General features: G+C 71.7%; 11 protein-coding genes and 1 pseudogene. 6 read left to right on the top strand and 6 right to left on the bottom strand.

Going from position 1 to position 13,271, the window contains the following annotated elements:
* Positions 1-254: 254 nt before the first annotated feature.
* A complete protein-coding gene (locus CP981_RS09745) occupies positions 255-716 on the top strand; it encodes a type II toxin-antitoxin system PemK/MazF family toxin (protein WP_085928203.1) in 462 nt (153 codons plus the stop codon).
* Between the two features lie 18 nt (positions 717-734).
* On the opposite strand, the gene CP981_RS09740 is transcribed toward CP981_RS09745, so the two are convergent.
* The 3 genes from CP981_RS09740 to CP981_RS09730 all read right to left on the bottom strand — a co-directional run bounded on the left by CP981_RS09740 (position 735) and on the right by CP981_RS09730 (position 2,893).
* On the bottom strand, positions 735-1,277 hold the full coding sequence (locus CP981_RS09740) for a DUF1697 domain-containing protein (protein WP_085928204.1): 543 nt from the start codon (positions 1,275-1,277) through the stop codon (positions 735-737).
* A 51-nt stretch (positions 1,278-1,328) separates the two neighbouring features.
* Positions 1,329-1,922 (bottom strand): methylated-DNA--[protein]-cysteine S-methyltransferase, encoded by a 594-nt coding sequence (locus CP981_RS09735; protein WP_085928205.1) that lies wholly within the window; start codon positions 1,920-1,922, stop codon positions 1,329-1,331.
* A gap of 83 nt (positions 1,923-2,005) precedes the next feature.
* Positions 2,006-2,893 (bottom strand): glycerophosphodiester phosphodiesterase, encoded by an 888-nt coding sequence (locus CP981_RS09730; protein WP_085928206.1) that lies wholly within the window; start codon positions 2,891-2,893, stop codon positions 2,006-2,008.
* Between the two features lie 665 nt (positions 2,894-3,558).
* Here CP981_RS09730 and uvrB point away from each other — a divergent pair.
* The 4 genes from uvrB (at position 3,559) to CP981_RS09710 (ending at position 10,000) form a co-directional block, all read left to right on the top strand.
* Positions 3,559-5,691 (top strand): excinuclease ABC subunit UvrB, encoded by a 2,133-nt coding sequence (gene uvrB, locus CP981_RS09725; protein WP_085928207.1) that lies wholly within the window; start codon positions 3,559-3,561, stop codon positions 5,689-5,691.
* 240 nt (positions 5,692-5,931) lie between these two features.
* Complete coding sequence (locus CP981_RS09720; RefSeq protein WP_085928208.1) at positions 5,932-6,510, top strand: TerD family protein; 579 nt, start codon at positions 5,932-5,934, stop codon at positions 6,508-6,510.
* Between the two features lie 100 nt (positions 6,511-6,610).
* Positions 6,611-8,800, top strand: a complete 2,190-nt coding sequence (locus CP981_RS09715) for a TerD family protein (protein WP_085928209.1) — start codon at positions 6,611-6,613, stop codon at positions 8,798-8,800.
* Positions 8,801-9,016: 216 nt separating this feature from the next.
* Positions 9,017-10,000 carry a TerC family protein gene (locus CP981_RS09710; RefSeq protein WP_085928210.1) on the top strand — a complete coding sequence of 328 codons (984 nt, stop codon included), beginning with the start codon at positions 9,017-9,019 and terminating at the stop codon, positions 9,998-10,000.
* A 134-nt stretch (positions 10,001-10,134) separates the two neighbouring features.
* On the opposite strand, the gene CP981_RS09705 is transcribed toward CP981_RS09710, so the two are convergent.
* From CP981_RS09705 to CP981_RS09695, 3 genes and pseudogenes are all read right to left on the bottom strand, one after another.
* Positions 10,135-10,791 carry an MBL fold metallo-hydrolase gene (locus CP981_RS09705; protein WP_085928211.1) on the bottom strand — a complete coding sequence of 219 codons (657 nt, stop codon included), beginning with the start codon at positions 10,789-10,791 and terminating at the stop codon, positions 10,135-10,137.
* Between the two features lie 9 nt (positions 10,792-10,800).
* On the bottom strand, positions 10,801-11,544 hold the full coding sequence (locus CP981_RS09700; RefSeq protein ID WP_085928212.1) for a maleylpyruvate isomerase family mycothiol-dependent enzyme: 744 nt from the start codon (positions 11,542-11,544) through the stop codon (positions 10,801-10,803).
* Positions 11,545-11,671: 127 nt separating this feature from the next.
* A pseudogene (locus tag CP981_RS09695) lies at positions 11,672-12,514 on the bottom strand (FAD-dependent monooxygenase); the annotation flags it as partial.
* A gap of 173 nt (positions 12,515-12,687) precedes the next feature.
* On the opposite strand from CP981_RS09695, the gene CP981_RS37615 reads away from it, so the two are divergent.
* On the top strand, positions 12,688-13,047 hold the full coding sequence (locus CP981_RS37615; RefSeq protein WP_167536075.1) for a hypothetical protein: 360 nt from the start codon (positions 12,688-12,690) through the stop codon (positions 13,045-13,047).
* Positions 13,048-13,271: the final 224 nt, after the last annotated feature.

Here is a 13,271-nt window from a genome sequence, read left to right as displayed (position 1 = left end):
TCCCGGCACGCGGGTTCGTCCTCGTCGGGCGGCCGCTCCCAGACGGGCTGCCGAAGCAACTCATGGGCGCCGCAGCCCTCTTGTGAAAGCGCCGGATATCTCGCGGCCCCGGACATCTCTCTCCCCCTCCCCGGGCGGCCCGACGGCCGTCCCCCGCTGTAGAAACCGTACGGCCGACCACTGACAATCGACCGTGGAGACGCCGGGCGCGGACCGCTGACCGGCGCCTGCGGGACGGCGGTTAGCGTGGCCCCGTGACGACTTCATTCCCTGCATCCGACGAGCCCGACGCGCTGCCCGGCAGCCAGGGCCCCACCGCCACCGTGGAGGCCCGGCCGCGCTCGGTCGGCGCCGTGAAGATGACCTATGCGCCGGACCCTGACGGCGACCCGGACCCCGGCGAGATCGTGTGGACCTGGGTGCCCTACGAGGAGAACGACGGCCGGGGCAAGGACCGCCCGGTGCTGGTCGTCGCCCGGGAGGCGGGCGGCACGCTGCTGGCCGTGCAGCTGTCCAGCAAGCGCCACAACAACGACCGGGAGTGGGTCCCGATAGGGGCCGGCCCGTGGGACCGCGCGGGGCGCGACTCATGGGTCGCCGTGGACCGGGTGCTGCGGGTGCACCCGGCCGGGATGCGGCGCGAGGCCTGCGCCCTGGACCGGGGCCGTTTCAACCTGGTCGGCAACCGGCTGCGCGAGCGCTACGGCTGGCGCTGACGGGCCGGTGGCGGGGTCTCAGGCGGCCGCCAGGGCCAGCAGCTTGGTGACGGTGTTCCAGTTACGGGCGGTGGCAGTGACCCCCAGCGGTGCGCGGCTCACCGCGTCGGCCAGCTTGGAGCGGCCGATGCCGCCGGGGCACCACAGATACAGTTCGCGCCCGATCAGCCGGTACTGATCGGGCGTGAACGCGGCCGGGTCGAGTGCGTCGAGCCGGGAGGTGTCGGCCGGCACCGCCGACAGGAACGTGACATGGAGGCTCTTGGGCTCCGGCACGGCCTGCGGAAACGGGTTCGCGGCGACGGCGGCGGCCAGCTCGGTACCGGTCCGGACGATCACCGGCACCGTCAGACCGAGGTCGGCGGCGATCCGGTCATGGATCACCCGGGCCGTCTCCTGGGGCGGTGTACCGGGGTCGGCGAAGACGATATTGCCGGTCTGGAGCAGGACCGAGACGTCCTGGTAGCCCAGCGACTCGGCCAGCTCCAGCTGCTTCGCCTTGGGGAAGGAGTTGTGGCCGCCGACGTTGATGCCGCGGAGCAGAGCGATCTGACGGGACATGACGCTGCCTTCATGGGAGCCGGCCTCGGCGAGGCCGGACGACGGTCGGGATCAGAAGAGCGGGGCGGGCAGCACACCTTCCAGGGCCAGCAGCAGGCGCTTGGTCTCCAGGCCGCCGCCGAAGCCGCCGATCCCGCCGTCACTGGCCACGACCCGGTGGCAGGGGACGACGACCGGCAGCGGATTGGAACCCATCGCCGCGCCCACGGCACGGGCGGCGCCCGGCTCCCCGACCCGGTCGGCGAGGTCCTGATAGCCGACGACGCTGCCATAGGGGACGCCGTCGGCCAGCGCGTGCAGGACCCGGGCATTGAAGCCGGCGGACAGCGACCAGTCCAGGGGGACGGTGAAGGACCGCAGCTCCCCGGCGAAGTAGGCGGTCAGCTCGGCGGTGGCCGTCGTCAGATGAGGTATCTCCGCGAGGGGCGGTCCGCCGAAGAACTGCTCCAGACGGGCCAGCGCACCGCGGGTCGTCCGCTCATCGGCATGGAAGACGACCTGGACCAGGCCCTCCCGGGTCGCGGCGAGCAGCAGCGGGCCGATGGGGGTCGTCAGCCCTCCCCAGGCCCAGTCGCGCCGCGCCGCCGCGTCCGGTGCCGCGTCCGGTGGTGTCGCCGGACCGGAATCCTGCTCTTCATACGTCACCTGATCAGGGTAGGACGCACCACTGACAACGCGACGGGGAACGGACCGGCGCCCGGCGCCGCACGCCCCGTCCCGTCGGCCACTCAGCCGTCGTCGTGCTTCTCCAGGGCGTCCCGCACCACGTCGGGCTTGTTGGTGATGATCCCGTCGACGCCCAGACCGGCGGCCTTCACCGCGACTGCCGGGTCGTCGACGGTCCAGGTGTACAGGTCCAGCGCCTTGCGGTGCGGGCCGCGCAGACCGTGCACGGCGGCGACGTACTCCCGGGTGACCGCCGTGTGGACGGGATTGATCTGGTCGCAGTACTTCGCGAACTTCGGGAGGTCGGCGACCGAGGGATTGCCGAGGAAGCCCGTCTTGATGTCCGACCGGAGGCTGTGCACGGTCTTGATGGCGTCGGCGTTGAAGCTCTGGATGATCAGACGGCGCTTCACGTGCCCCTTGTCCAGCCAGCCCGCGCGGCGCAGCTCCGTGAGGGTCTGGAGCTCGATGCCCGGGTAGAGCTCCGGCGACTTGAGCTCCATCAGGAGGCTCTGGTCGTTGTGCTCGACCTCATCCATGTAGTCCTCCAGGGTCGGCACCCGCTCCCCCCGGAACTTCGGCCCGAACCAGCTGCCCGCGTCCAGCTTCTCGATCTCGTCGAGGGTGAAGTCCGAGACGTTCCAGGGCGAGCGCCCGGGGAAGACCTGCTCGACGTTCGTCGTCCGGGCGAGCGAGTTGTCATGGAGGATGACCAGCTCGCCGTCCTTGGTGCGCTGTACGTCGTTCTCGACCCACTCGATACCGAGCCGGTCGGCCGCGTCGATCGCGGCGAGGGTGTTCTCGGGCGCGTACGACGAGGCGCCGCGGTGGGCGACCGTCAGCGGTGCGTGTCCGGCCGGCGCGGCCTGGGCGGCGGCCGGGGAGAGGGCGAGCGTGGACAGACCCATGAGCGCACCGGAGACAACGGTGGCGACGGGGCGAATACGCATACGGGCTCCTCGTGACGTCGTGGACGTGAGCTGACGTGAAGTGACGTGAACCGGGTCGGACGGACAGAGGCTCGCAGCCGGGCCGTAGCGGGAGACGGTCGTGTGGTGTCCGGGACCTGAACGAGACGTGGCCGGTGTGCCGTTCTGGAGCAGCGCGCAGTTGCAGGATGCCCGGATCAGCCCTGCCACAGACGTACGCTCCGCCGTCGTCCAACTTGCCGGAGGCGCGGCATCCGCGCATCTTGGCCGATGATGCGTCACCCCTCGTGCTTCTGACCGGTTTTGGTCGAACAGCTCGCTGGACGGACCGGCGCGGCGGGCTCCGGGCACGGGCGCGACGCGCTCACGGACCTGCCTCCGGCCGGGAAGAAGGGGGAGTCCCGGGGACGCAGAGGGCACGTCCCGCACGGCGTCCCGCGTGCGCCCTGATTCCGCGGCGGCCCCGGCCCGCCGGGTACCGCCACCTGACTGCCCCGCGCCGCCGCTCAGCACCGCGCCGCCCCGCGCTCGCCGCCGTCCCGCCGCGTCGCCCGGCCGCCCCACCGCCCGACGCCCGGCGGCGAACGCCCCGCGCCCGCCGCGGGCACCGGCCGCCCCCGCGGTAAAGCCGCAGGTCGGGGCATTGGCCACGTCGGTTGTCAGTGCTGGGTCGTACGGTGGATCCCATGCGGCCCGTATCAAAGATCGAACGCACGGTGGCGCCCTTCGAGGTCGTCAGCCCCTACCAGCCCAATGGCGACCAGCCGGCGGCCATCGCCGAGCTGGAGCGGCGCATCCGCGGGGGTGAGAAGGACGTCGTCCTGCTGGGTGCGACCGGCACCGGCAAGTCGGCGACCACCGCGTGGATGATCGAGAAGCTGCAACGCCCCACACTCGTGATGGCGCCCAACAAGACCCTCGCGGCCCAGCTCGCCAACGAATTCCGCGAGCTGCTGCCCAACAACGCCGTCGAGTACTTCGTCTCCTACTACGACTACTACCAGCCCGAGGCGTACGTCCCGCAGTCCGATACGTACATCGAGAAGGACTCCTCCATCAACGAGGAGGTCGAACGGCTGCGCCACTCCGCGACGAATTCGCTGCTCACCCGGCGTGACGTCGTCGTGGTCGCCTCGGTGTCCTGCATCTACGGTCTGGGCACCCCGCAGGAGTACGTGGACCGGATGGTGCCGCTGAAGGTCGGCGACGAGATCGACCGCGACCAGCTGCTGCGCCGCTTCGTCGACATCCAGTACACCCGCAACGACGTGGCCTTCACCCGTGGCACCTTCCGGGTGCGCGGCGACACCATCGAGATCTTCCCGGTCTACGAAGAGCTGGCCGTGCGGATCGAGATGTTCGGCGACGAGATCGAGGCGCTGTCCACCCTGCACCCGCTCACCGGCGAGGTGATCAGCGACGACCGGGAGCTGTACATCTTCCCGGCCAGCCACTACATCGCCGGCCCCGAGCGCATGGAGAAGGCCATCGCCGGGATCGAGGCGGAGCTGGCGGACAGCCTCGCCACGATGGAGAAGCAGGGCAAGCATCTGGAGGCCCAGCGGCTGCGGATGCGCACCACGTACGACATCGAGATGATGCGGCAGATCGGCTCCTGCTCGGGCATCGAGAACTATTCGATGCACATGGACGGCCGTGAACCCGGCTCCGCGCCCAACACCCTCATCGACTACTTCCCCGACGACTTCCTCCTGGTCATCGACGAGTCGCATGTGACCGTCCCGCAGATCGGCGCCATGTACGAGGGCGACGCCTCGCGTAAGCGGACCCTGGTCGAGCACGGCTTCCGGCTGCCGTCCGCCCTGGACAACCGGCCGCTGAAGTGGGAAGAGTTCCTGGAGCGCATCGGCCAGACCGTCTATCTGTCCGCGACCCCGGGCTCGTACGAGCTCGCCCGGGGCGACGGCTTCGTGGAGCAGATCATCCGCCCGACCGGCCTGGTCGACCCGGAGGTGGTGGTCAAGCCCACCGACGGGCAGATCGACGACCTGGTGCACGAGATCCGTACGCGCACGGACAAGAACGAGCGCGTCCTGGTCACCACCCTCACCAAGAAGATGGCCGAGGACCTCACGGACTACTTCCTCGAGCTCGGTATCCAGGTCCGCTATCTGCACAGCGACGTGGACACCCTGCGCCGGGTGGAGCTGCTGCGGGAGCTGCGATCGGGTGAGTACGACGTCCTGGTGGGCATCAACCTGCTGCGGGAGGGCCTCGACCTCCCCGAGGTCTCCCTGGTGGCCATTCTGGACGCCGACAAGGAGGGCTTCCTGCGCTCCGGTTCGGCGCTCATCCAGACCATCGGACGCGCGGCACGCAACGTCTCCGGACAGGTGCACATGTACGCCGACAAGGTCACCCGGGCGATGGAGAAGGCCATCGATGAGACCAACCGCCGCCGGGAGAAGCAGCTGGCGTACAACAAGGAGAACGGCATCGACCCGCAGCCGCTCCGCAAGAAGATCGGCGACATCGTCGCCACCCTCGCCCGCGAGGAGATCGACACCCAGGAGCTGCTGGGCACGGGCTACCGCAAGGGCTCCGAGGGCAAGGACGCCAAGGGCAAGGCACCGGTCCCGGCGCTCGGTGCCAAGGGCGCGAAGGGCAAGGGCGGCAAGGCCGGCGCGGAGCTGACGGACCGTCCCGCCGCCGAACTGGCCGCGCTCATCGAGGAGATGACGGAGCGGATGCGTGCCGCCGCGGCGGAGCTCCAGTTCGAGGTCGCCGCCCGGCTGCGCGACGAGGTGGGTGAACTGAAGAAGGAGCTGCGGCAAATGAGGGAGGCCGGGGTGAAGTAGAGGCGGCAGGCGTGCGCTGAGGGGGAGGTCGGGGACGTACGCGGCCGGGCCGTCCGGGTGGCGGGCCGCACCGGCCAGGGGCGGGTATCGCCGCACGTGGGCGCGGTGTGCTCAGCGGACCGGTGTGTTGCAGAAGCGCCACAAAACGCGGGCCTTGTGCGTGCCCGGCCCGCCGCCGTGCATAGGGTCGAAGGGCCGCCGGAAAGCTGGGCGGGGACAGTACGAGAGAGGGGACGGCGCGTGTCGGTCAATTTGTCCAAGGGGCAGGGCATCAGCCTGCAGAAGTCCGACGGAGGAGCCCTGACCGCGGTGCGGATGGGGCTGGGGTGGCGCTCGGCGCCGCGCCGTGGCCTGTTCGGGCGGCGGACCAGCGAGATCGACCTGGATGCCTCGGCGGTGCTGTTCGCCGACAAGAAGCCGATAGACGTCGTCTTCTTCCAGCATCTGGTCAGCGATGACGGCGCGGTCCGGCACACCGGCGACAACCTGGTCGGCGGCGCGGGCCAGGGTGGCGACGACGAGGCGATCCTGGTCGACCTGGCGCGGGTCCCGGTGCACATCGACCAGATCGTGTTCACCGTCAACTCCTTCACCGGCCAGACCTTCGCCGAGGTGCAGGACGCCTTCTGCCGTCTGGTGGACGAGTCCACCGGCCAGGAGCTGGCCCGCTACACCCTCACGGGCGGCGGCGACTACACCGCACAGGTCATGTCCAAGGTGCACCGCACCGGCAGCGGCTGGCAGATGACCGCCATCGGCGAGCCCTGTGTCGGCCGCACCTTCCAGGACCTCGTGCCGGCGATCGTGCCGCACCTGTAGCCACCACCGTCGTGGCAGCGCGCACCGGGCCGCGCCGCCGCTCCGGGCCCGCGCCCGGCGTCCGGCCCGGGGAACGCCATCACTACCAGGGGGAACAACGATGACGGCCGAGCTGGTCCGGGGGCAGAACCATCCACTGGACCGGACACGGGTGGAGATCCGGGTGGCGGCGGGCGGCCCCGTCGTGGCCGGGGTGACCCTCGGCGACGAGCAGGGCAGGCTCTCCGGCGTCGAGGCGGTGGCCCACCCGGGCGCGCCCCGCCGCACCGGCATCGAGGTTCCCCGCCAGGCGGCCGCCGAGCACCGCATCGCGGTCGATCTCGACGCGCTGCCCGCCGCCGTCCACCGGGTGAGCGTGCTGCTGGCGCTGCCCAGCGGGATCGGCGGGCTGACCGCCTTCGGCGCCGCCGCCGCACCCGCCGTCACGGTCACCGGCCTCGACGGCACCGGCATCGTCCGCTACCCGATCACCGGCCTGGGCGCCGAGTCCGCCGTCGTCGCCGTGGAGCTCTACCGCAGGCAGGACGCCTGGAAGGTGCGCGCCGTGGGCCAGGGCTACGCCGGTGGCCTCCCGGCGATGCTGCGGGACCAGGGGCTGTCGCAGGCGGCGGAGCTGGCCGCGGAGATCGAGGAAGCGGTCGGCCGGGGGCAGGCCCGTGCGGTCCCCGCCCCCATGACGGCCGGCCGGTCCGAACGCCCCGGCACCGGCCCGGCCGCCGCGCCCGCCCAGGACCGGCCGTCCCCCGCACCCCCCACAGCAGCTGACGGCCCGACACCTTCCGGGGCCGGGGCGGGAACCGGTGCCGGGACTGAAGCCGTATCCGGGACCGGAACCGCATCCGGTCCCCGCCCCGGTCCCGGAACCGCATCCGGTCCCCGCCCCGGCTCCGGAACCGCAGCCGGCCCCGGGACCGGCGTAGGCGCGAAGTCCGCCGCCGGCCCGAAGGCCGGAGACCTGCCGCCCACCTCGGCGGACGGCGGCCCCATCGACTACCGGCACCCCCGCCGCCGCAGCACACCCGCCCCGGCCGCCCCCGCCCCGTCTTCCCCGCGCCCGGCCGGCCCGTCCCCCTCGGCCACGGGTCCGACCGCACCGGACGGCTCCCCGCTGCCGGTCGCCGGTGACGCCGCCGGCTGGAGCATGGACGAGCGGCTCTACAACCAGGTCTGGGGCATGTTCGAGGATCTGGCGCGCTCGGTCGCCGCGTACCGCAGCGCCGCCGACTTCGCCGAGACCCGCCTGGAGCAGGAGCTCGACCGGGCCCTCGCCGACCCGCGCGCCCGGCTCGGCACGGCGGGCGACGCCGCGCGCGCCACCGCCCGCGACAAGCACGCCACCCTCGTCACCCAGGCCCGCGCCGCCCTCGACCGCGACCTCGCGCAGCTGACAGCCGAGTCGGAGGTCGTGGAGCCCGCGCTGCCGCCCGCCTTCGCCCGTTGGGACAACCCCGTATGGCAGGGCTACCACGTCCCGCTGGAGCGCCCGATGGCGCTGCGCCTGGGCGATCTGCACCTCCCGGAAGTCCTGGACCTGCGTATCCCCATGCTGGTGCGGCTGCCGCTGGAGCGCGGGCTGTGGATCGACAGCGGGCCCGACAGCTACGGCCGCGGCGGTCCCGGCCCCGAGCGGGACATCGGCCGGCGGGAGCTGCCCGGTGCGCTCACGGACGGGGCGCCGGACGGGGCCGAGCTGCGCCGCCTGGCCATGGAGTCGGCCGTCGCGATCGCCGCCCGGCTGCTCGCCATCCACCCCGCCGGTGAGTTCGCGGTCCAGGTCATCGACCCGGCCGGGGCCGCCGCGCCCGCGCTGGCGCCGCTGGTGGAGAGCGGCGCCCTGCCCGCCTACCCGCTGCCCGGCGCCAAGGGTGTGGCGGCGGTCCTGGAGGAGCTGACCCGGCGGGTGGAGCTCGTCCAGATGGCCGTCCGCCATCGCGCCGCGGACGCGCTGCCGGTGGATCTCGACACCGCCGAGCAGCTGCTGATCGTGCATGACTTCCCGCACGGCTTCGATGACCGTGCCCTCACCCGGCTCCGCTATCTGGCCGACGAGGGGCCGGCGGTCGGGGTGCATCTGATGCTGGTCGCCGACCGCGCCCAGAGCCGGGAGTACGGCCCGGTCCTGGATCCGCTGTGGCGTTCCCTGCTGCGTCTCACTCCGGTGCCCGATGCGCACCTCGCCGACCCCTGGGTCGGCCATGCCTGGACGTACGAGCCGCCGCTCGCTCCGCCGGGCAGCCAGGTGGTGCGTCAGGTGCTGGGTCGGCTCGCTGCGGCCCGCCGGGCCTCCTGACCAGCCATTTTACCTTTTTCTTTACTATTCATTGGTCTTCCTTTACGCTTCTTTGTGCGGAGGGGAGTATTCCCACCACGACGTACCCGTCATCACGGATTGCGAGTGTGACGAGATCCCGGGGCGTCGGTCCCGTCCCTCTTCGGGCGGACGGGGCGGAAGAGACCTCCGGCAGCGACGACGCTGTAAGTGCCGTACGACTCTGCCGGAGGAGCAGTGGACGTTTCCCTGAACCTGTGGGTGCTGACCATCCTTGGTCTCTGCGCCCTGATCGCCGCCGACTTCTTCATCGGCGGCCGCAAACCACACGAGGTCTCCCTCAAGGAGGCCGGAATCTGGACCGGTGTCTGGATCGCCCTCGCCGCGCTGTTCGGCGTCGGGCTGCTGCTGTTCGGCGGCACCGCACCGGCCGGTGAGTTCTTCGCCGGATTCATCACCGAGAAGTCCCTGAGCGTCGACAACCTCTTCGTCTTCGTGCTGATCATGGCGAAGTTCGCGGTCCCGGCGATCTACCAGCAGCGGGTGCTGATGGTGGGTGTGCTGATCGCGCTGGTGCTGCGGGCCGGCTTCATCGGTGCGGGCGCCGCGATCATCGCCAACTTCTCCTGGATCTTCTACCTCTTCGGCGCGTTCCTCATCTGGACCGCCTGGAAGCTCATCAAGGAGGCGCGCGCCGACCAGGAGGACGAGGAGTTCGAGGAGAACCGCTTCCTGAAGTTGGTCGAGAAGCGCTTCCCGTCGACCGACAAGTACCACGGCACCAAGCTGTTCATCGTCGAGAACGGCAAGCGGCTGATGACGCCGATGCTGATCGTCATGCTGGCGATCGGTACCACCGACGTCCTCTTCGCCCTGGACTCCATCCCGGCGATCTTCGGCCTCACCCAGGACCCGTACATCGTCTTCACCGCCAACGCCTTCGCCCTGATGGGTCTGCGGCAGCTGTACTTCCTGATCGGCGGACTGCTCAAGAAGCTGGTCCACCTCTCGTACGGCCTGTCGGTCATCCTGGGCTTCATCGGCGTGAAGCTGGTGCTGCACGCCCTCCACGAGTCCGGCGTGCCGGTCCCGGAGATCAGCATTCCGGTCTCGCTGGGCGTGATCTGCGCAGTCCTGGTCATCACGACCCTCACCAGCCTGCGAGCCTCGAAGAAGCAGGCCGCGGCCGAGGCCACGGCCAAGGAGCGCATAGACGCTTAAGGCCGGCACCCAGGCCCCGGAAGAGCGTCGACGGCGCCCGGTTCCCGCTCCCTCCAGGGGCGGGGCCGGGCGCCGTCGCCGTGTACGGGTCAGCGCCTGTCAGTACGTCACCGTGATCCGCCGCGCCACCCGTGCTACCAGCCGCGCTTGCGCCACTCCGCGAGCTGCGGGCGCTCCGCGCCGAGCGTGGTGTCGTTGCCGTGGCCGGGATACACCCAGGTCTCGTCGGGCAGTTCGCCGAAGAGCTTGTGTTCCACGTCGTCGATGAGACGGGCGAAGTTCTCGGCGCTGCCGAAGGTGTTGCCGACGCCGCCGGGGAACAGGCAGTCCCCGGTGAACAGATGCGGGGCGCCGTGCGGGTCGTCGTAGACCAGCGCGATACTGCCCGGGGTGTGCCCGACCAGGTGGCGCGCGGTCAGTTCGACCCGGCCGACGGTGAGGGTGTCGCCGTCCTCGACCGGCACATCCGTGGGGACGGGAATGCCCTCCGCGTCGTACCGCCCCGCGTAGGTCCGCGCGCCCGTCGCCTCGACGACCTCGCGCAGCGCGCCCCAGTGGTCACCGTGCCGGTGGGTGGTGACCACGGAGGCGATACCGCTGTCGCCGATCAGCGAGAGGAGGGTGTGCGGTTCGGCGGCCGCGTCGATCAGCAGCTGCTCATCGGTCGCCCGGCACCGCAGCACATAGGCGTTGTTGTTCATCGGACCGACCGCGACCTTGGAAATCATCAGGTCGGTCAGCTCGTGCACGTCGGCCGGTCCGCCGACCTTCACTGCTCCGCTGTAGCCCATGGGACCACTCTAAAGCGGCGGTACGGCGGGCAGTACGCAGCCGTGGCTGTCCAGTTTGGCGTGGTCGCCGCGGCCGGTGAGCCAGCCGACCAGGTCGGCCGCGGAGCCCGTCACCACCAGGGGGGCGGCCGCGGCGTCCGGCCCGGTGGCCGTGCGGCCGGTGCGCCACCGGCGGCCGTCGTCGGCGCGCAGCTCCAGCGGGGGCAGGTCCGGGTGCCCGGCGAATTTGATCGCGGACAGGAAGTCCAGCTCACGGTCGATGAACGCGGGGGACAGCTGGTCGACGGTGTGGCCGACGCCGAGGTCGACATGGTGCAGTTCGAGCTCGGCCAGCCGGCGCAGCGGCAGCCGGTCGGCCCGCTCGACGACGCCGTTGCGCATCTCGACCTCGAACGCCCGCCGGGCCTCCGGCAGCTCCTCCATCGCCGCGTCGAAGCGCGCTGCGGTCTCCCGGAGATCCTCCAGCTGCGCCGCCAGCGGCCGGTCCGCGCCCTGCTCGATATCGCGCTCGCGCGCCTCGGCGCTGGCGTACATCGGGGTCCGTACGTCCGTACGCGCCCAGGTGAGGAGGTTGCCCAGCGCGTCCGCGTTGCGCGCCAGATGGGCGAGGACATGGCCGCGGGTCCAGCCGGGGAGCAGCGACGGCTCGCCGATCGCCGCGTCGTCGAGCTTGCTCACCGAGACCAGGAGCCGGTCGGTGGCCTCGCGGACGGCTGCCACATCGTGCGGGAAGTCAGACGGGGTGAGGGTCATGGTGCGACGCTAGCGCTGTCCGGGCGGCTGTGGGAGTCGGTCGACGCCGGTCGGGGCGTACGCGGGCGGGGCGGGGAGCGCGTATCAGCCGAACGGGAGGGCTGGTCCGCGCCACCCGCCCCGCGGGTCAGGCCACCGCGCCGTCCGGTGTGCCGAACCAGCTGCGGAGCGCCGTGGCCAGCTCGTCCCGGGTGTCCGGGCCGCCGGAGTCCGCCGCCCAGGCGGTGCAGCCGTCCGGCCGCACCAGCAGTCCGGTCAGGCCGGGCCGCCCGGGGCAGCCCACGGTGACCACCCGCACCCGGTCGCCGTACCCCGCGGCGGCAGCCCGCACCCCGGCGTCCTCGGCGAGATCGAGCAACAGCCCGCGCCCGTCGTGCAGATGGCCGGCGAGCCGGGTGCCGTCGGAGAGCTCCAGGTCCGGGGCGCTGCGGCCGGTCAGCGGATGGCCGCCGGGCAGGTCGTAGCGCTGGCCGACCCCGGAGATCTTCTTGGCGAAGAAGGTGGTGGCGGTGACGGTCCCGGTCAGTTCCGCGAGCACCCCGCGCAGCGCCCGCGCATGCGACTCCGGCCGCATCAGGGCCACTTGGGCCCGGGTCCACTCCAGCACCCAAGCACCCAGGGGGTGCCGTTCGGCGGTGTACGTGTCGAGCAGTCCCTCCGGCGCCCGGCCGCGTACCGTGGCGGCCAGCTTCCAGCCGAGGTTCATCCCGTCACCGATACCGAGATTCAGCCCCTGGCCGCCGAACGGCGAGTGCACATGGGCCGCGTCACCGGCCAGTAGTACCCGCCCGGAGCGGTAGTCCGGTACCTGGCGCGCGTTGTCCGTGAACCGGGTCGCCGAGAGCACCTTGTGGATCCTGACGTCCGGCACCCCGGACACCTTGCGCAGGGACTCCTCCAACTCCTCGGCGGTGACGGGGGCTTCACGGTCCGCGGGCGGCCCGTCGAATTCCACTTGACCGACCCCGCCTTGATCGTCGTGTCCACTTCGGTCAGCCGCTCCAGGACGATGACCGGTATCTCTGCCAGTGCGAGTTCGCAGGCGAGCATCAGCCCCACCGGGCCGCCCCCCGCCACCACTACGTCCGCGCCGTCCGGGAGCGCGGCCCGGAGGAGTCGCCCCTCGCCGCGCTGCGCCGGCGGGTGCTCGCCCTGCTGGCGGAGCGGCATCCGCTGGGCGGGGTGGGGGAGGGGTCCGAGCACTTCTGGCGCACGGTGCTGGACTCCCCGGCGCTGCGGGCGCGGGGACGGGAGGCGGTCGAGGAGATGGAGGGCGTGCTCGCCGCACTGCTCGCCGAGGCCGCGGGGGGCGACGCGGAGCGGCCCGGTCATGAGGCACGGCTGGGCGCGGCGCTGACCGTCGCGGCGATCCGGGTGGCATACGTCGACACCGCGTCCCGGCAGCTCGGGGGTGACCCGGTGGACGAGGTGGCCGTTGAGCAGGCGGAGGTGCTGCGGCGGACGTTCGATGCGCTGGAGCGGGCGCTGCCGGGCTTTGCTTGACGGGGGCGTTTCCGCAGCGTATGGGCGTGTGGCGGGGCGGGAAGATTGTGCGGCCGCCACACGTTCGGGTGAAGAGGACTTGCGAGTCCGGCAAATCGAATGCGCGTGCTATAAGCTCGTGTGTGGCATCCCAAAGACAGTGCCGCGGCGGGCCCCTACCCTGGGGCGGGGCTCCGCTCGCTCCGCCGCCCCTGCTCACTCCGAGCGGCGGACGCAGAGCCGCG

Source organism: Streptomyces platensis (assembly GCF_008704855.1).
Classification (GTDB): Bacteria; Actinomycetota; Actinomycetes; order Streptomycetales; family Streptomycetaceae; genus Streptomyces; species Streptomyces platensis.
Note: the sequence above shows the minus strand (reverse complement) of the source record. Positions and strands in the feature narration are given on the sequence as shown.